We start from the raw sequence: 17439 nt of genomic DNA on the forward strand, positions 1-17439 counted from the left end.
GACGCTGATGGCGGCCCTGTGCAGCTTTGTGCTGGGCAGTCTGCTCGGGGCGGTGGGGGCGGCACTGAAGCTGGCGTCTTCACGGAGCCTGCGCTGGATCGGGACGTTTTACACGACGGTCTTTCGCGGCGTTCCGGAGATCCTCGTCGTCTATCTTTTCTATTTCGGGGGCTCGCTCGCTTTGGCGCGACTGATGCATCTGGCGGGGTTCCCGGGGTTTTTTTCCCTGCCCTCCTTCATCATCGGTGTTGTGGCGATCGGGCTGGTTTCGGGAGCCTATCAGACCGAGGCCTATCGCAGTGCCTGTCTGCGTCTGGAGCGTGGGCAGATCGAGGCGGGCAAGGCGTGTGGCATGTCCACGCCGGTTCTGCTGTGGCGTGTCATCGCGCCGCAGACCCTGCGGTTTGCGCTGCCCGCGCTGGGCAATATCTGGCAGTCCGTGCTGAAGGAGACGGCGCTTTTGTCCATCATCGGGCTGGTCGAGCTGCTTCGTCAGTCCACGATTGCGTCGGGTGCGACCCGGCAGCCGCTGCTGTTCTACGGTGTGGCCGGGCTGCTGTATCTCGTCATGGGGCAGACGACGGCGCTGGGCTTTCGGCGCGTGGAAAAGCGGCTTGCCCGCTGCTGGGAGCGGTAGAATGGACTGGGCTTTTCTGTTCGCGACCGCAAAGACGCTTCTGGCCGGTGTGCCGCTGACGCTGGAGCTGGCGGTGACGTCGCTCTGTGTGGGGTTTGTGCTGGCGGTCGGGGTTGCGGCACTTGCGGGGAGCAGGTTTGCTCCGGCGCGCTGGGTGGCGGCGCTGTATGTGATGCTCTTTCAGGGCACGCCGCTGCTGGTGCAGATTTTCATCGTCTATTACGGGTTCGGGCAGATCGGTTTTTTGCGTGCATCGTTTCTGTGGCCCGTTCTGCAGCAGGCATACTGGTGTGCCGTACTCGCGCTGTCTCTCAATACGTCGGCCTACGGGGCGGAGATCATCCGGGGGGCCATCGCAGCGGTTCCCGCGCGGGAGATCGAGGCGGGGCGGGCCATTGGCATGTCCGGGCTGCTTCTGCGCCGGCGGATCATCTGGCCGCAGGCATTGCAGTACGGGCTCGCGAATTACGGCAACGAGGCCATCCTGCTGCTGAAGGCGACGTCACTGGCCAGTGTGATCACGCTGATGGATGTCACGGGTCTGGCTTACAGGATGGTGTCGAAGACCTATCGTTCGGAAGAAATCTTCATGGTTGCGGGACTGATCTATCTGGGTCTGACCTTCGTGATTGCCGCGGGCGTGCATCTGCTTGAACGCCGCCTCACCCCCTGTCGCCGGGTCTGACCCCAGACACACCGTCTTTTCCGGAGTTTTCATGGAACCGATACAGTCCGCCACAGGGATTCTGCCCCCCTCGCCCGTCATCAGGACGGTTGGTCTGACGAAACGCTATGGCGCCCTGGATGTCCTGCGTGGTGTTGATCTGCAGGCGCGTGAGGGGGAAGTGATTTCCATTCTCGGGGCTTCGGGGTCGGGGAAATCCACGTTTCTGCGCTGTCTGAACCTGCTGGAAGTTCCTTCTGGCGGTACGCTCAATGTGCTGGGTGAGGATGTGCGCTTTCGGATGAAAGGCGGCGTGCAGCAGATTGCGGATGCGCGGCAGGTCAATCGTCTGCGGTCGCAGATTGGCATGGTGTTCCAGAATTTCTGTCTGTGGAGTCATCGGACGGTGTTGCAGAACATCATGGAAGGTCCGGTCCATGTTCAGGGGCGCAACCGGCATGAGGTTCGCGCGGAAGCCGAAAAGGCGCTGGAGCGCGTGGGGCTGCTGGAGCGGGCGGACTATTATCCGTCCCAGCTTTCCGGCGGGCAGCAGCAGCGTGCGGCGATTGCGCGCGCCATTGTCATGCGGCCCCGGGTGCTGCTGTTTGATGAGCCGACGTCTGCTCTGGATCCGGAGCTGGTTGGAGAAGTGCTGAAAGTCATGCAGGATCTGGCCGCCGAGGGCAGGACCATGCTGATTGTCACGCATGAAATGGCGTTTGCGCGGGATGTCTCAAGCCGGGTGGTGTTTCTGGAGAAGGGAACAGTCCGTGTTCAGGGTATCCCGCAGGATCTGTTCAGAGGCGGGATGGATGAGCGTTTTGACAGGTTTGTCAGCCATTTTTCGCGACAGGGCTAAGGCCCCGGCGCAGAATATCGGATAGGAGTTGAGATGAAGACGTGCCAGATTCTGGGTGTCCCGACCCAGAGCGGAACCTCCGAGCGGGGATGCATCATGGGCCCGACGGCCTTCCGCATCGCAGGGCTGCCCGAGATCCTTCAGGAGCTTGGCTGGAAAGTTGACGATGTGGGAGATGCCGTGCCGGCGGCGATGCCGGATGTCAGTCATCCCAATCCTGCCGTGCGCAATCTGGATGCGATCATCGCCTGGACGAAAAGCGTTGGCGAGCGGGCCTATGAGATGGCCAGAGCCTGCGACTTTCCGATTTTCCTCGGGGGCGATCACTCCATGTCGGCCGGAACGGTCTCAGGTGTGGCGCGTCATGCGCAGGATCTGGGGCAACCCCAGTTCGTGCTGTGGCTGGATGCGCATACGGATCTGCATACGCTTCATACGACGACGAGCGGCAATCTGCATGGCACGCCTGTGGCGTATTTCACGGGTCAGGCGGGTTTTGAGGGTTTTCCGCCGCCTGCGGCACCGGTCGATCCGCGCAATATGTGCATGATGGGCATCCGCTCGGTCGATCAGGCCGAGAAGCGGCATGTGGCGGAGATCGGCATTACGGTGTTCGACATGCGTGCGATTGACGAGCAGGGCATCGTTGGCCCGCTGAACAGTTTTCTGGACCGTGTTCGCGCGGCCAATGGCCGGTTGCATGTCAGTCTGGATGTGGATTTCCTGGATCCGGATATCGCGCCGGCCGTCGGGACGACCGTCAATGGCGGGGCGACCTTCCGTGAGGCGCATCTCATCATGGAGATGCTGCATGACAGCGGGCTTGTGACGTCGCTGGATCTGGCGGAACTCAATCCGTTCCTCGATGTGCGGGCCAAGACCGCCCTGCTGATGACCGATCTGGCCGCCAGCCTCTTTGGCCGCCGTGTTCTCGAACGCAAGACAAGGACCTACTGAGATGCCTTCCTTCGCCCCCGCCCCTTCCCATCTTGCTTTCGTGCCGTTCGTCTCGGTCGAGAACATGATGGCGCTGGTTCATACCATCGGGATCGAGACGTTCCTGCGCGAGCTTGCGGAGTATCTTGAGGCCGACTTCAAGCGCTGGCCGGAGTTCGACAAGACCCCGCGCGTGGCGGCGCATTCGGCCGAGGGCGTCATCGAGCTGATGCCGACGAGCGACAGCAGCCTGTACGGGTTCAAATACGTCAACGGCCATCCGAAGAACATGAAGGAAGGCCTTCAGACCGTGACGGCGTTCGGGATGCTGGCGGATGTGGCGTCCGGCTATCCGGTGCTGCTGTCGGAAATGACGCTTTTGACGGCGCTGCGCACGGCTGCGACATCAGCCATGGCGGCAAAGTATCTGGCACCCGCGAACTCGAAGACGATGGCCATTATCGGCAATGGTGCGCAATCCGAGTTCCAGGCCATGGCGTTCCGCGAGATCGTCGGCATCCGGGCGCTCCGGCTGTATGATCTGGACCGGGCGGCTTCGGAAAAATGTGCCCGCAACCTGAGCGGACAGGGTTTCGACATCACGATCTGCGACACCAGCGAAGAGGCTGTGGACGGGGCGGACATCATCACGACCGTCACGGCCGACAAGCAGTGCGCGACGATCCTGTCGGACAACATGGTTGGCGCGGGGATTCACATCAACGCGGTAGGTGGGGACTGCCCGGGCAAGACGGAGCTTCAGCGCGATATTCTGCTGCGGTCCTCGATCTTTGCGGAATATCCGCCGCAGACGCGCATCGAAGGCGAGATCCAGCAGCTTCCCGAAGACCATCCGGTGACGGAGCTGTGGCAGGTCATCAACGGCGAGGCCAGGGGCCGCGCCAGTGAGAGCCAGATCACGCTGTTTGATTCCGTGGGTTTTGCGATCGAGGATTTCTCGGCGCTGCGCTATGTGCGCGCCAGGCTGGACGCCACCGGCCTGTATGAAAAGCTCGATATGCTGGCCGATCCGGATGATCCGCGCGATCTGTTCGGGATGCTTCAGCGCTCCAAGGGCGCGGACACGCCCTGAGACAGGCTTCTGGCTGCCGCGTCGGGGCAGCCAGAACCGGCCTTCAGAGGCCGCCCTGTTCGACGATGAAGCGGGCGATTTCAGGCACACCTTCGCCCGCGCGGATATTGGCGAAAACGAAGGGCCGCGGGCCGCGCATCTTTTTGCTGTCGCGGTCCATCACGCCCAGATCGGCACCGACATAGGGTGCGAGATCGATCTTGTTGATGACCAGAAGGTCGCTCCGGGTAATGCCGGGGCCACCCTTGCGGGGGATCTTGTCGCCGGCCGAGACGTCGATCACATAGATCGTCAGATCCGCCAGTTCGGGGCTGAAGGTCGCGGCCAGATTGTCCCCGCCGCTTTCTACCAGAACCAGATCCAGCCCCTCGAAGCGCTCCGTCAGTTCGGCGATGCCCGCCAGATTGATGCTGGCGTCTTCGCGGATGGCCGTATGGGGGCAGCCGCCCGTTTCGATCCCCTTGATCCGTTCCGGCGGGAGGGAGCCCGCGCGGGTCAGGAACTCGGCGTCTTCGCGCGTGTAGATGTCGTTCGTGATGGCGGCGATGTTGTACTCGTCGCGGAAGGTCCGGCACAGGGCATCCATCAGGGCTGTCTTGCCCGTCCCCACCGGTCCGCCGATGCCGACCCGCAGCGGGCCGTGTTTTGCTTTTGTCATGTTCTGAACAACCTCGTTGTCTGGGTTTCGTGATGCATGGCCGCGAGGTCGGAGCGGAAGCACGCGCCTCCGACATCGTCCAGGGTCCGGTGTTCCGTAACACGCACGGCGCGTGAGAGACGTGGTTCCAGCCGGGCCAGAGCGTGCAGGCCGTCCGTCTGTCCGAGCGGGACCAGACGCACCGCCGCGGAGACGAGGGCGGCGATGGTGGCGTATCCACCCGACAGCAGCGCCTGCTCCCGCGTGATGCCACCGCGCCGGAAGACCAGCCCCTGCGCGACCGGCAGCGGCCAGCGCGTACCGCGCAGTTCGGACGGACCGGGCGTGACCGGCCAGACGGACGCGGCCTTGAGGAAGGCTTCGCCCTGATAGACTGTCTCGTCATACCGCTCCCGCGAGGAGGCGCAGGCACAGGCAAATTCCGCCAGCTCACGCAGGCGGGGCATCTCGTGCGCGGCGCTCCATGCTTCCTGAAGGATGATCAGGTCGCTGCCCGGCCCGCCGTGCTCCAGCAGGCAGCCGATCCAGTCGCAGAGTGTGGCGACATCCGTGACGTCTCCGCTTTCCACCGCCCATTCCAGACCGTGGCTGTAGGCGTATCCGCCCGTTGGAAAGGCTGGCGACACCCATGACAGGAGGCGCAGGAAGGCGGCGCCTGTCTGCGGGAGCGCGGTTTCAGTCATGCGTGTGGTGATGGTGCCCGTCCCCGTGGTGGTGCTGCGGTTCGTGGCCTCCCGCGCGGGAAGCGTAGGCCCCGCTTTCCGGGTCGAACGGGGCTTCCACCCGCTTCACATGGCCACCCAGACCGTGGATCATGTCGGCGATGACGTGATCGTAGCGTACGAGGATGCGATGTTCGGCAATCGCAGCGGGAAGGTGCCGGTTGCCCAGATGCCATGCGAGCTGAAGCAGTTGCAGGGGGCTGTGGGCCGTGACTTCCATCAGCTCTTCGGGCAGGGCTTCCACGCGGATGATGCGGCCATCCTCCAGACGCAGCCCCTCCCCGGCCTGAAGCAGGCGGGCATGTTCCAGCTCCAGCCGGATTTTCTCGCCGTTTTGCAGGGTCAGCATCATCCGGCGACGGTGCCGCCCTTCATAATCGGCGGCAAAAGTGCCGCTGGCCTCGGTTTCGGGCCAGCTTCCGGCGGGAAGGATATCCAGGATTTGGGTCATCAGAACAGGAAATACCTCTGGGCCATGGGCAGGACTTCGGCGGGTTCGCAGGTCAGGAGCACGCCATCGGCCCGCACTTCATAGGTTTCGGGATCGACTTCGATGTGGGGCATGGCGTCGTTATGGATCATGCTGCGCTTGCCGATCCCGCCGCGCACGTTCGAGACGGCCGAGAGCGGCCGGCGCAGACCCAGCTTTTTGCCGATATCGTCTTCCAGCGCGGCCTGTGACACGAAGGTCAGGCTGGTATGGGTCAGCGCGCCGCCATAGCCGCCGAACATCATGCGGCCATGCACGGGCTGCGGCGTGGGGATCGAGGCGTTGGGATCACCCATCATCGCATAGACGATGGCGCCGCCCTTGATGACCAGATCGGGTTTGACGCCGAAGAAAGCGGGTTCCCACAGGACCAGATCCGCGAGCTTGCCGACTGCAATGGATCCGACTTCATGGGACAGACCATGCGAAATGGCGGGGTTGATGGTGTATTTGGCAATATAGCGCTTCACGCGGGCATTATCCGCCGCACCATCCCCGGCCAGAGAACCGCGCTGGATTTTCATTTTATGGGCCGTCTGCCATGTGCGCAGCGGGACTTCGCCCACGCGGCCCATGGCCTGACTGTCCGACGACATCATCGAGAGCACGCCCATGTCATGGAAAATGTCCTCGGCGGCGATCGTCTCGCGGCGGATGCGGCTTTCGGCGAAGGCGATGTCTTCCGGCACGCGCTGGTCCAGATGATGGCAGACCATCAGCATGTCCAGATGTTCGTCCAGCGTGTTGACGGTGAACGGGCGCGTGGGGTTGGTCGAGGACGGCAGGACGTTGGGCAGGCCAGCCACGCGGATGATGTCCGGCGCATGGCCTCCGCCCGCGCCTTCCGTGTGGAACGCATGGATCGTGCGGCCCTGAAAGGCAGCGATCGTGTCCTCGACGAAGCCGCTTTCGTTCAGCGTATCGGTATGGATCATGACCTGCACGTCCATGCGGTCCGCAACGCTCAGGCAGCAGTCGATGGCGGCGGGGGTCGAGCCCCAGTCTTCATGCAGTTTGAGGCAGCAGGCCCCGGCGCGCACCATTTCCTCCAGCCCGTCCGGGCGGGAGGCATTGCCCTTGCCTGCGAACGCCAGATTGACCGGGAAGGCTTCCGCCGCCTGAAGCATCCGCGCCAGATGCCATGGGCCGGGTGTGCAGGTCGTGGCGGCCGTGCCGGTGGCCGGGCCGGTGCCGCCGCCGAGCATGGTCGTGATGCCCGATGCCAGTGCTTCCTCGATCTGCTGCGGGCAGATGAAATGGATGTGGCTGTCGATCCCGCCGGCGGTCAGGATCTTGCCCTCGCCCGCGATGATTTCCGTGCCCGGGCCGATGATGATGTCCACGCCGGGCTGGATGTCGGGGTTGCCTGCCTTGCCGATGGCCGCGATCCGTCCGTCGCGGAGTGCGACATCGGCCTTCACGATCCCCCAGTGATCGATGATGACGGCGTTCGTGATGACGGTATCCGCCGCACCCTCGGCCCGCGTGACCTGCGACTGGCCCATGCCGTCACGGATGGTCTTGCCGCCGCCGAAGCGGACTTCCTCGCCATAGGTCGTGTAGTCGCGCTCGATCTCGACCAGAAGGGCTGTATCGGCGAGGCGCAGGCGGTCGCCGACCGTGGGGCCGAACTGTCCGGCGTAGTCATGTCTGGAAAGACGCATCACTGATCCACACTCCCCATGACATCGCCCCGGAAGCCCACGACGCGCCGCAGGCCGCGCAGGGGGACGAGCGTGACTTCGCGGTCCTGTCCCGGTTCAAACCGGATGGCCCCGCCCGACGCGACGTCCAGACGCCAGCCTGTGGCCTGCGCGCGGTCGAATTTCAGGGCCGGATTGACCTCGGCAAAATGATAATGGCTGCCGACCTGCACCGGCCGGTCGCCGGTATTGGTCACCAGAAGCGTCTGACGCGGCTGACCTTCGTTGAGCACGATCTCGCCTTCGGCGGGCAGGATTTCTCCGGGAATGGCACCGGCTGTGAGGGATTCAGCGTATCGGGTCATGAACAGTCACCAGCTTTGTGCCATCGGGGAAGGTTGCTTCCACCTGCACGTCATGAATCATTTCGGCCACGCCCTGCATGACCTGGTCGCGCGTCAGAACGCGGCCGCCACTGGCCATGAGTTCAGACACGCTTTTGCCGTCCCGCGCGCCTTCGACGACGTGATCGGTGATGAGGGCCACGGCTTCCGGATAATTGAGCACGACACCGCGTTCCAGCCGGCGGCGCGCGACGTTTGCCGCCATCGCCACCAGCAGCTTGTCCTTTTCCCGGGGGGTAAGTTTCATGTCCTGCTCCGTTCCGAACTCTGTGTCATGACCGCCATGTGGCCGGCATGGGGCGCCCGTCCCGCAGGACCGGCAGGATCTGTCTGATCGTCTTTTCCAGCGGCCAGCCGCCCGACGCCACCCCGCGGATGACCAGCATGCCATTCCATGCCGATGCTGCAAACTCATGCGGCGCGATGGCGTCCAGCACGTCACGCACGGCGTCGAGATACGTTTCCGCGAGCGGTGAGACCAGAACCAGCGTGGCGACAGCGAGCTGGTCCGCGCTCATGGCTTTGCGGACCATCAGGACGGAGACATCGCGGCTTTCCAGCCGCACGAGGTCTTCCAGAATGAGGCGGTCGTCCCGCCGGACTGTCAGCCGGTCCCGCAGGGCCAGGGTTTGCAGGATTTCGCCGGATCCGGTGCGGCCGAACATCCGGCTTTCAAGGAAAAGGAAGCTGGACGAGGCGTCCATGTCCACCGTCATGTGTCGGCGGAGCTGGCTGCCATCGAAGAAGATCGTTCCGTGGGGCAGCCAGTCCAGTCTGGCACGGGCCGCGATGTGGCAGGAGGTGAGGATTTCGGGCGGGGTATCGCTGGCGCGGGCGCGGTAGATGCGTTCTGCGGCTTGGGATGTGACCAGCAGTTCCGTATCCGGCGCGCAGGCGATGCGGCCTTCAATCCGGTCTCCGCCCGCGATGCCGCCGGAAATGTTGACGGTGACGGCTTCCAGAGATGCGCCGTCCACGCGCGGGAACAGGAGGCGGCAACATCCGCCCTGCTCCAGTTCGTCGCGGACACTCTGCCCGTCCCGGAGTTTTGCTGTCAGGCCGAACCAGCCCCGGGCGCGCTGAAGGGCTGTCGTGGTCATGATGCCAGCTCTTCGCGGCCGGAGCGGAGCACGAGCCATCCGAAGACGGAGGCGCAGAAGACGGCGGCACCGATCAGTTCAAAATGATCGGAGAGCAGGCTGGCGAGAGAGGTGAGCGTTTCCAGCCCCGGCAGATGGTCTGCGAGGAGGTTCACCAGTTCGATCCCCGCAATCGCGAGCGCCAGCAGAACGGAGACGGCGGTCAGGGTCAGATTCCAGTTCGCCCTTCGCCCTGCCCTTCGGTACAGGCCGTGCATCAGGACGCTATCGGCCGTGTCCAGCAGGGCCATTCCGGAGGTGAAGAGCAGCGGGAATATCATGATCTGCCAGATCGGCAGGCCGTGCTGGGTCTGGACGGTGGAGATGCCCAGAAGGCTGATTTCCGAAGCGGTATCGAAGCCCAGACCGAAAAGAAACCCGACCGGATAGAGATGCCAGCTGACCGAGACCTGACGCAGGACGGGGGCGAGCAGTCGGGAGAGGCCTCGGGGGGGCATTTCCGGGTAGGTGGTTTCTGCGCTGCGCCGTCTACGCCACAGGTCATGCAGGGTCGTGGCGTTGAGGGTGGCGATAACGATCAGGAACAGGACGGAGATCCATGTGCCGAACAGGCCGCCCTGCGTCGCGAAAGTGTCGATCTGCGTGCGGTAAGGCTGTCCGGCGAGGACGATCACGAGCGTTGCCAGACAGACGATCGTGGAATGGCCGAGGGAGAAGAACAGTCCGGCCGCGCGTGCCTCGCGGTTTTCGCGCAGGGCGGCGCGGGTGACGTTGTCGATGACGGCGATATGATCCGCGTCCAGCGCGTGGCGCAGACCCAGCCCGTAAGCGAGGGCTGCGGCGCCCAGCAGGAGTGTGTTTGCGTGAAAAAGGGTGAACGCCAGAAGCCATGCCAGAGCATTGGCCGCCACAAGAGGCCCCATCAGGTGCAAAATCCGGGACCAATGAGGGAGACTGCGCTCTGTCAGGAGTTTTCTCCCGTATCTGGCATCCTCACGAAACGCGTCTCCTAGAAGTTCAGATTGGCCTGCAGATAATAGTATCCACCGTTATAGCCGAGCTGTTCAATCTGATAATCGTACTGGAAGGCGCCGAGGTAGCGGAATGCCTTCGGGATACGGCGCTGTTTTGCGTTGCCGATATTGTTGCCGCCAAGCGTCAGGCCGAATTTTGGCAGGACCTGATACGAGACCGCGAGGTTGGTTTCGAAACGGGCCTTGTTCACGTAGCGCATGAAGTCGGTATTGGAATAGGCGAGCGAGCCTTCGTAATAGGTCAGGGAGGATGTTGCGTGGCCGTAGCGGACTTCGTGCACCGAGACGCCGAGTTTTTTATACTGCCAGGTGCCGCCGAAAATCAGCTTGTTCTTGGGGGTGTAGCTTGTGATGTAGGCGGCCTGCTGGGCGTTGAGCAGGCTGTTGCCGTTCCCGTCCTTGCCGGTATGGGTCAGGTCGGTTTCGTTGAGGTTCAGGGCCACGTCCCAGTCGATCTTGCCCCAGTCGCGGAAGCGGGTTTCATAGCGGGCCGTCACGTCCACGCCGCGTGTGCGCGTGTCGGCGGCGTTGGCGTAATAGGATGCCGTGACGGCGTTAGAGGCCAGTGTGGAGGGCACGGTGAAGCCGTCGAGGCGGAGAGCTTCGATGGCATTCGCGCCGTTATAGACGCCTGCGGCCAGAATCCTGTTTTTGATGGCGATCTGATACGCGTCCACACTGATATGCAGGCGCGGAAGCGGGTCCAGCGTGAAGCCCGCGCTGTAGCTCATGGTGTGTTCCGGATGGAGCGGCTTGGCCCCGATCAGGCGTGCGCCGACGGAATTGACCGGCAGGTAGCCCGTCGCATAGGTCGGCGCGACGGACAGGTTCGACCAGTGTTCCTGAAGCAGGGAGGGTGCGCTGAAGCCGTTTGAGATCGTGCCGCGCAGGGCGAAATACTTGTTAAAATCATAGCGCGTGGAGACCTTGCCGGTCTTGGTGTCTCCGGCATCCGTGTAATATTCGTAACGTCCGGCGAAATCGACCTGCCAGTTCTTCAGCGGTCGCATGGAAAGTTCCACATAGCCGGCCGTGACATCGCGATTGCTTTCACTGGCGTTCTGCGGGCTCAGGCCGTGCAGACCCTGTGGGCCGGTGCCGTAATACGAGTTGGCGTCGCCCGACATGATGTCGAACTCGTCGTAGCGGTACTGCGCGCCCATCGCGAGGTTGATCGGGCCTGCGAAAATCGGTGTATGGAAGCTGCGGTGGATGCCGAAATCATTCGTCCACTGGGTGTTGGTGAACGCCATTTCGTGGAAGCTCGTCGGAGAAGCGCCCGTTGCGGCATAAAGCGACGGGTTGACGGTGTTGAAGAGGTCCATCGACGTATGGTCGCTGCCATAGGTCGTGCTGAGATCCCAGTTCCAGCCGAACTTCTCGCCCTTCAGGCCGAGCGTTACGCTGTAATCATCTTCCGAAACGCTTTCCTTCGGGCTGAATCCGTTGGGATACATGGGCCAGTCGGACGAAGCGACGCGGGCATCCTGATAGCTCTCGCCGTAGCGATGGCCGTATGTGGAGAACGAATACAGCGACAGGTCCGGCAGGAAGTCGTACTGCATGTTGTAGGAGATGGTACCGCGCTGCTGACGCGGATCGCCTTCGTCCTTGAAGTCATATTTTCCGTTCCGGCTGTCAGCCGAATTGCGGATGGTGTGATCCTGATACTTGTATTCCGCGCTCAGATCGAAAAACCCGCGTCCCATCAGGTCAAAGCCCGCATTGATGGACTCGCCGGACTGAAAACCGTCGCCCGCGTAACGTCCGCCATTGGTGGCCTGCATCGTGATGCCGGACTTGCGGTGCTTGAGAATGATGTTGATGACGCCGGCAACAGCATCGGAGCCGTAAAGGGCGGCAGCGCCATCCTGAAGGATTTCCACATGATCGATCGCGGAGATCGGGATCATGTCGATATCAACACCATTCGATCCCTGCTGCGGCCCGGAATTGTTGGACAGCACGGAGGTCGCGTGACGGCGCTTTCCGTCGACGAGGATCAGGGTGTGGTTAGGGGACAGACCGCGCAGACGCAGGACATCCACCATGTTGGCGTTACCGATCAGGAGCGGCGCGCGCGTCAGAGAGGGGGTGAGCTGTGTCAGGGCGTCGCGCAGGTCGGACTGGCCTGTGCGGGAGATTTCGGCGGAGGTGACGACCTGGATCGGGCTGGCGCTTTTGCGGACTGTCTGGTGCGGGTCCCGCGTTCCGGTCACGATGACCGTTTCGTCCTCTTTGGGAAGGGCCGCCGCCTTCTGTTTTGCGACGGCACGGACGGCCGAGGTTCTGTGGGCTTTGGGAGGGGTGGTCTTCAGGGTCTGATCAGCCGCGGATGCTTCCATACAGACCAGAGGGCTCGCCGCGCAGGTGAGCAGCATGGCACTCAGAGGAATGGAGACTTTTTTCATCGGCTGATATTCTTCCCGTTCGTCTCCCCGCGTGCCTGTCGCTCAGGTCAGGCATCAGAGAGTTCTGAATATTCCCGGTGACCTCCCGCACTCAGCCGATCACCTTGAGGAAAAATCTAACGAACTTCGGAACGATAACGGAATGTACGTTTTTTTCTGTCTTAGCGTAAGTTCTTCTTATCCTTGTTGTGGGTTTTCAAGGCGACAAGAGCAACCTTACAGAAAGGCACCAATCGCAGGAGATGACTGACATATTCAGTGCACAGATAGAGAAAAGAACAAAAAATTTTCTCAAATAAAATATTCCCACTTAACGCCACAATACTGCGAAATAACCAAGGGGCTGCAATAAGGTCGATAGGAACCACCTTGTACAGAATACCCTGTCGTCAGCCGGACAGCGGCCAGAGTACTCTCAGAAGGGCAAACTCGGCATATTATCAGGGCTGGACGCCTAGAGCGGATGGTGGCGAGCCCGCTCCAGTATCGCGCAGACACAGCCACCCCGGTCTAAAATTGAGTTTCTCAGATAAGAGAATCAATACTGGAAAATAAATTCCATGTTGAAACTAAATTATCGAAATTTATCGAAGTAAAAAGCTGAACCCTGAATGCCTTCATAAATTCGTTTTTCGTCAGCTTCTTCAACTTTATCGAAAAACCCGACAAGTTTGCTTTTTTCCAAAGAAAAGAATTTATTGTTTTTATCATCATTGGTTTCCTGGTCAGCAAACGTTATGATATTTCTATCATTGTATATTCTGCCAAGATTACATTGAATTTCGGTCAATGGATTGATTGTCCCAACCGTAGCGCCTCGCGGATTATAGATAGAGGCATGCTGTGCAGAGCCATGCTCTCCGATCTGGCAGCGCGTTTCCCGCAGAAGTGTTACCTGATCTTCAAGGGACAGATTTTCAGGGGAAATGATTTCAAATCCGCGGGATTTGGCCATTTCCTCGAATTCTTCCTGTTGCAAGAAGACTCTCTGATTGAGTTTTTGTGGTTCCCAGGCCTTTCTTGAAAGACAGATCCTTCTATGTGGAACCCTTTGAGGATTGTCGTTCTTAACGTAACCGAAAAACTCTTTCATGAACGGATGAAAGTTATAAGATTTGTGAACATAATTTGGTATTATGGAAGACTTGATATTTATAGACTCAGACTTATGGTCGAAATTAATAATGTTGGATTCTTCAATATCGAGGAAGAATTTGAGCAGGTTTACACCCCATTCAGGGGTATCTGATGTAACCAGTATTTTTTTACTGCCAAACGATTCCGCGCCCAGCAAGGTTTTAGCCAGAGCCAGGCGGGGGATTTCATCTACCAGATAATGACCATAGCACCCATAACCAGCGCCAAAGGCGACAATTACATCGTCTTCCACATACGAAACCGGAGGAAGTTCGCTGGGAGACTTCCAGAAACCTGCCTCCATTTCACCTTCAGAAACGTTGGACAGATAGGACTCAAGCTTCAGGAATGTGTCACCCTTCCACACACACCCATGCCCGCTGATTGTTACATCATTGATATTGTATAATTCCAGATTGGGAATTCCAATAGTATCCCTCAAATCAATAGTGATCGAAGGATGCTTGTCCTCGCCCAAAATCTCATAATTGGAGGATTTGTCCAGAACGACACCTTCACGGGCGCCTATGATTCTATCAAATCCAGCAGAAGAGAAATCAGAATCCCTGTCAACCACACCTCTTACGGAATATTTTTTGCGGCTCCCTGCTGGAAAATCGAGCAATACTTCTTCAGAGAGATCGTTATCTATAACCGCACGATAGGCATCTCTATCGATGACTACGAAATCATCTCCATTCAACAAGTTATTTTCTAGAGCCTGCTTTACAAACCCGTCAAAAACCTTCTGACTTGAAAAAAGATCGTAATAGATCTGCTCTCCCCTTGAGGAAAACTCTTCATATTTCGAAATGAGAAATTCAAGGTATTTTTTTACTACAGGATTTTTTGGGGCCGCATAAAGGAATTTCTTTTGAAATTCATTGCTTTCCAGAACAAGATGCAGCTTCCCTTGGTCTTTAATCAGTTGGTCCACCAAAGACGTGCAAGTCGAGCACACATCTGCAGATATGCCTCCCTCGCAATATAAGGAGGCCACAAGAAAGAAATCGGATTTTGCCTGGGGAATATTTATCCCATTATATACAGATGCGATATATTCGCCAAAATTCTCTAAAAGGAATCTTTCGGCCTCTTGATCGCAATATGACTTATAAATATAAGTCCTGTTTTTATTATAGAATCCTATGTTTCTATATTCATTAGTGCCATATACTCGATCAGGCCTGCACTGCCTTATGTTGTTGAATATTGCCTTACTATTCTGCAGGGACACTGTAAAATCTCTCTTTTTTTGGCACTAATCCTAATTCCTCGCATGTTAACACAATACCCTACCCAGAAAAGAAGATTCTTTGTTCGGCTCTTCTGGTTGATTTCAGACAACAGATCGCATCCACTTAAGGAATGGAGCCGCCGAGCGAATGCTCTCTCGTGGTATTGAGGATCCTCTCCCCGCGACGTGAGGCAGTAATGATTTCAATCAACACTCTGCATGACGAAAATATCCGATTTTGACATCGAGCGTTTGCATCTTCATTCGCGGCCAAAAATGGGAATATATTATAAGAACAATTCTGATGATTTCATTTTTCCGGAAAGCTACTTTTGATGCCAGACCTCTTTCAGAATGGTTCCCAGGACAGTACACGCTCGGTTCTGGTCGCCCTCCTGGCGAGCGCCATCGTCATCAGCGCCATCTGGATCCTCAAGCCGTTTCTTCCCGCGACAATCTGGGCTGTCACGATCGCAGTCACCACGTGGCCTATGCTGAGACGGCTTCAGACCTTCGTCGGAAACAGCCGCAGGGCGGCCGTCTCCCTCACCATCCTGATTGCGATGCTGGTCTTCATCCTGCCGCTCTGGCTCGCCATCACGACGGTCTCCAGCCATTTCGGCGATATCATCGCGCTGGTCTCTTCGTCTTCCACACTCCATATCCCCGATGAGCCACAATGGCTCGCCCGCCTCCCGCTGGTCGGCCCGCATATCGCGCCCTTCTGGGACCGCGTGCAGCATATGCAGTTTCCCGAAATGGTCCGGCAGGTCATTCCCGCTCCGGAAACCCTGATCCACACGTTTCTGGCTTATGCGGGCAGTTTCAGCATTCTGGCCCTTCAGTTCGTGCTCACGCTGGTCATTCTCGGCGTACTGCTCATGCGCGCGGAATCAGCGATCGCCGTTGCGGACACGCTCGTCACCATTCTGGCCGGCAATCGCGGCAAGGAAATGCTTCAGCTTGCCGCCTATACGATCCGCGGCGTGGCCTTTGGCGTAACCGTCACAGCCGTTGTTGAATCCGCCGTGGCCGGTATCGGACTGAAACTCGCAGGCGCGCCCTGGGTCAGTATTCTGACTGCCGTCACCTTCATGGTCTGCCTGCTTCAGGCAGGGCCGGGCCTCACGCTGATCCCGGCCGTGATCTGGGTCTATTTTGATCGGGGGCTCGCACCCGCAGCGCTGCTGCTCGTCGTGACCATCATCACGATCGTCATCGATAACGTCCTGCGCCCTTTCCTGATCCGCAAACAGGCCGATATCCCGCTCATTCTCATCATGCTCGGCGTCATTGGCGGGCTGGGGGGACTGGGACTGGTCGGCATTTTCATCGGCCCGCTGATCCTGTCCGTTGCCTATACGCTGACCAAAAGCTGGATCAGCGACTCCCGCCAGAAAACCCCGACCGTTTCAACGCCACTGGACTCCTGATCCCTCACTCCGCCGCGACCACGCCATAGGCCTGCCGGATGCGGCGTGCCTGATGAATGAAATACAGCTTGGCCCCCGTCATCCGGACCGAGCGGAACACAAGATAAAGCGGCGCCGTCAGGGCCGTGCGGGAAGACAGGGGAATATAGACCACCTGCCCGGCATGATGCTGCTGCATGGACTGCGGCACGAGGGATATCCCCAATCCTCCCGCCACAAGGTTCAGCGCAGCCAGAAGCTGCGGCCCTTTCTGGCGAATGCGGGGCGTAAAGCCTGCACCCAGACAGGCATCGACGATCGTCTTGTACAGGCCATTATTGTACTGGCTCTGATACAGGATGAAGTCCTCGTCCTCGAGTTCCGCCAGTTTCAGGCCCCCAGCCGGAGCCTCTTTTGCCAGCCTGTGCGTCCGGGGAACCGCCACCACCATCGGCTCTTCCACAATCAGTTCGACCACCACATCCGACACATAGGGAATGGACGTCCGGACAAAAGCGACATCCACGGTATCTTCCCGCAGCGCCCCCAGAAGCTGACTGGAATTACCCTCCGTCAGCGTGAGCCCCACATCCGGCCAGGTTTCGCGAAACTGCCCAAGCAGATCAGGCAGACTGGGATGACAGAGTGCGGAGTTGGTAAACCCGATCGACAGTTCGCCGGTTTCTCCCCGCACAATCCGACGCACATCCTCGACCGTCTCATCCATACGTTCAATGACATCATACGCCCCCTTGAGCATGCTGCGCCCCGCCGACGTCAGACGCATCCCACGGGCGTGACGTTCAAAGAGCTGCACCCCAAGGTCCTGTTCCATACCCTTGAGCAACCGGGTCAGCGGGGGCTGCTGGATCCCGAGGCGCTCTGCCGCGCGGGTCAGGTTGCGTTCCTCGGCAATGGCGATGACGGCATGGAGATGTCTGAGTTCGATCATTCCATACCTTTAAGGTATGATGAAACCTTCCCGCAAACATTGGTTCAGAC

General features: G+C 59.4%; 17 protein-coding genes. 6 read left to right on the forward strand and 11 right to left on the reverse strand.

Features of this window, described 5'->3' with window-relative positions; translation table 11 throughout:
• The 5 genes from JK202_RS13920 to JK202_RS13940 form a co-directional block, all read left to right on the forward strand.
• The coding region (locus JK202_RS13920) for an ABC transporter permease (RefSeq protein WP_211561950.1) at nucleotides 1–637 on the forward strand (637 nt) is incomplete at its 5' end.
• A gap of 1 nt (nucleotide 638) precedes the next feature.
• Nucleotides 639–1322 carry an ABC transporter permease gene (locus JK202_RS13925; protein ID WP_211561952.1) on the forward strand — a complete coding sequence of 228 codons (684 nt, stop codon included), beginning with the start codon at nucleotides 639–641 and terminating at the stop codon, nucleotides 1320–1322.
• Nucleotides 1323–1353: 31 nt separating this feature from the next.
• Complete coding sequence (locus tag JK202_RS13930) at nucleotides 1354–2160, forward strand: ATP-binding cassette domain-containing protein (RefSeq protein WP_211561954.1); 807 nt, start codon at nucleotides 1354–1356, stop codon at nucleotides 2158–2160.
• 33 nt (nucleotides 2161–2193) lie between these two features.
• A complete protein-coding gene (rocF, locus tag JK202_RS13935; RefSeq protein WP_211561956.1) occupies nucleotides 2194–3117 on the forward strand; it encodes an arginase in 924 nt (307 codons plus the stop codon).
• A 1-nt stretch (nucleotide 3118) separates the two neighbouring features.
• Nucleotides 3119–4189 carry an ornithine cyclodeaminase gene (locus tag JK202_RS13940; protein WP_211561964.1) on the forward strand — a complete coding sequence of 357 codons (1071 nt, stop codon included), beginning with the start codon at nucleotides 3119–3121 and terminating at the stop codon, nucleotides 4187–4189.
• A gap of 43 nt (nucleotides 4190–4232) precedes the next feature.
• On the opposite strand, the gene ureG is transcribed toward JK202_RS13940, so the two are convergent.
• From ureG to JK202_RS13990, 10 genes are all read right to left on the reverse strand, one after another.
• The gene (gene ureG, locus JK202_RS13945; protein ID WP_211561971.1) at nucleotides 4233–4847 is read right to left on the reverse strand and encodes an urease accessory protein UreG; all 615 of its coding nucleotides are present in this window, start codon (nucleotides 4845–4847) and stop codon (nucleotides 4233–4235) included.
• A complete protein-coding gene (locus JK202_RS13950) occupies nucleotides 4844–5530 on the reverse strand; it encodes an urease accessory protein UreF (protein ID WP_211561973.1) in 687 nt (228 codons plus the stop codon). The genes ureG and JK202_RS13950 overlap by 4 nt, the downstream gene beginning before the upstream one ends.
• Entirely contained in the window at nucleotides 5523–6020 is a 498-nt protein-coding gene (locus tag JK202_RS13955) for an urease accessory protein UreE (protein ID WP_211561975.1), read from the reverse strand. Before JK202_RS13955 ends, JK202_RS13950 begins: the two co-directional genes overlap by 8 nt.
• Nucleotides 6020–7726: an urease subunit alpha gene (ureC, locus tag JK202_RS13960; RefSeq protein ID WP_211561977.1), complete on the reverse strand. Its 1707-nt coding sequence runs from the start codon at nucleotides 7724–7726 to the stop codon at nucleotides 6020–6022. The genes JK202_RS13955 and ureC overlap by 1 nt, the downstream gene beginning before the upstream one ends.
• Nucleotides 7723–8067: an urease subunit beta gene (locus tag JK202_RS13965; RefSeq protein WP_211561979.1), complete on the reverse strand. Its 345-nt coding sequence runs from the start codon at nucleotides 8065–8067 to the stop codon at nucleotides 7723–7725. The genes ureC and JK202_RS13965 overlap by 4 nt, the downstream gene beginning before the upstream one ends.
• On the reverse strand, nucleotides 8051–8353 hold the full coding sequence (locus tag JK202_RS13970) for an urease subunit gamma (RefSeq protein ID WP_077803551.1): 303 nt from the start codon (nucleotides 8351–8353) through the stop codon (nucleotides 8051–8053). Before JK202_RS13970 ends, JK202_RS13965 begins: the two co-directional genes overlap by 17 nt.
• Nucleotides 8354–8378: 25 nt before the next feature.
• Entirely contained in the window at nucleotides 8379–9206 is an 828-nt protein-coding gene (locus tag JK202_RS13975; protein ID WP_211561981.1) for an urease accessory protein UreD, read from the reverse strand.
• The gene (locus JK202_RS13980) at nucleotides 9203–10129 is read right to left on the reverse strand and encodes a HoxN/HupN/NixA family nickel/cobalt transporter (RefSeq protein ID WP_211561983.1); all 927 of its coding nucleotides are present in this window, start codon (nucleotides 10127–10129) and stop codon (nucleotides 9203–9205) included. The genes JK202_RS13975 and JK202_RS13980 overlap by 4 nt, the downstream gene beginning before the upstream one ends.
• A gap of 86 nt (nucleotides 10130–10215) precedes the next feature.
• On the reverse strand, nucleotides 10216–12651 hold the full coding sequence (locus JK202_RS13985; RefSeq protein ID WP_211561985.1) for a TonB-dependent siderophore receptor: 2436 nt from the start codon (nucleotides 12649–12651) through the stop codon (nucleotides 10216–10218).
• A gap of 574 nt (nucleotides 12652–13225) precedes the next feature.
• Nucleotides 13226–15025 carry a glycosyltransferase 61 family protein gene (locus JK202_RS13990; RefSeq protein WP_211561987.1) on the reverse strand — a complete coding sequence of 600 codons (1800 nt, stop codon included), beginning with the start codon at nucleotides 15023–15025 and terminating at the stop codon, nucleotides 13226–13228.
• A 335-nt stretch (nucleotides 15026–15360) separates the two neighbouring features.
• Between JK202_RS13990 and JK202_RS13995 the strand changes: the two genes are divergently transcribed.
• A complete protein-coding gene (locus tag JK202_RS13995) occupies nucleotides 15361–16458 on the forward strand; it encodes an AI-2E family transporter (RefSeq protein ID WP_211561989.1) in 1098 nt (365 codons plus the stop codon).
• A gap of 4 nt (nucleotides 16459–16462) precedes the next feature.
• Here the strand turns inward: JK202_RS13995 and JK202_RS14000 are convergent, their stop codons facing one another.
• Entirely contained in the window at nucleotides 16463–17389 is a 927-nt protein-coding gene (locus JK202_RS14000; protein WP_211561991.1) for a LysR family transcriptional regulator, read from the reverse strand.
• Nucleotides 17390–17439 lie beyond the last annotated feature (50 nt).

It is taken from the genome of Gluconobacter sp. Dm-62 (genome assembly GCF_018256155.1).
GTDB lineage: Bacteria > Pseudomonadota > Alphaproteobacteria > Acetobacterales > Acetobacteraceae > Gluconobacter.

Coding starts and splice junctions, on each gene's coding strand:
- JK202_RS13925 (WP_211561952.1), top strand. CDS start 639: ATGGACTGGGCTTTTCTGTTCGCGACCGCAAAGACGCTTCTGGCCGGT.
- JK202_RS13930 (WP_211561954.1), top strand. CDS start 1,354: ATGGAACCGATACAGTCCGCCACAGGGATTCTGCCCCCCTCGCCCGTC.
- rocF (WP_211561956.1), top strand. CDS start 2,194: ATGAAGACGTGCCAGATTCTGGGTGTCCCGACCCAGAGCGGAACCTCC.
- JK202_RS13940 (WP_211561964.1), top strand. CDS start 3,119: ATGCCTTCCTTCGCCCCCGCCCCTTCCCATCTTGCTTTCGTGCCGTTC.
- ureG (WP_211561971.1), bottom strand. CDS start 4,847: ATGACAAAAGCAAAACACGGCCCGCTGCGGGTCGGCATCGGCGGACCG.
- JK202_RS13950 (WP_211561973.1), bottom strand. CDS start 5,530: ATGACTGAAACCGCGCTCCCGCAGACAGGCGCCGCCTTCCTGCGCCTC.
- JK202_RS13955 (WP_211561975.1), bottom strand. CDS start 6,020: ATGACCCAAATCCTGGATATCCTTCCCGCCGGAAGCTGGCCCGAAACC.
- JK202_RS13965 (WP_211561979.1), bottom strand. CDS start 8,067: ATGACCCGATACGCTGAATCCCTCACAGCCGGTGCCATTCCCGGAGAA.
- JK202_RS13970 (WP_077803551.1), bottom strand. CDS start 8,353: ATGAAACTTACCCCCCGGGAAAAGGACAAGCTGCTGGTGGCGATGGCG.
- JK202_RS13975 (WP_211561981.1), bottom strand. CDS start 9,206: ATGACCACGACAGCCCTTCAGCGCGCCCGGGGCTGGTTCGGCCTGACA.
- JK202_RS13980 (WP_211561983.1), bottom strand. CDS start 10,129: ATGGGGCCTCTTGTGGCGGCCAATGCTCTGGCATGGCTTCTGGCGTTC.
- JK202_RS13985 (WP_211561985.1), bottom strand. CDS start 12,651: ATGAAAAAAGTCTCCATTCCTCTGAGTGCCATGCTGCTCACCTGCGCG.
- JK202_RS13995 (WP_211561989.1), top strand. CDS start 15,361: ATGCCAGACCTCTTTCAGAATGGTTCCCAGGACAGTACACGCTCGGTT.
- JK202_RS14000 (WP_211561991.1), bottom strand. CDS start 17,389: ATGATCGAACTCAGACATCTCCATGCCGTCATCGCCATTGCCGAGGAA.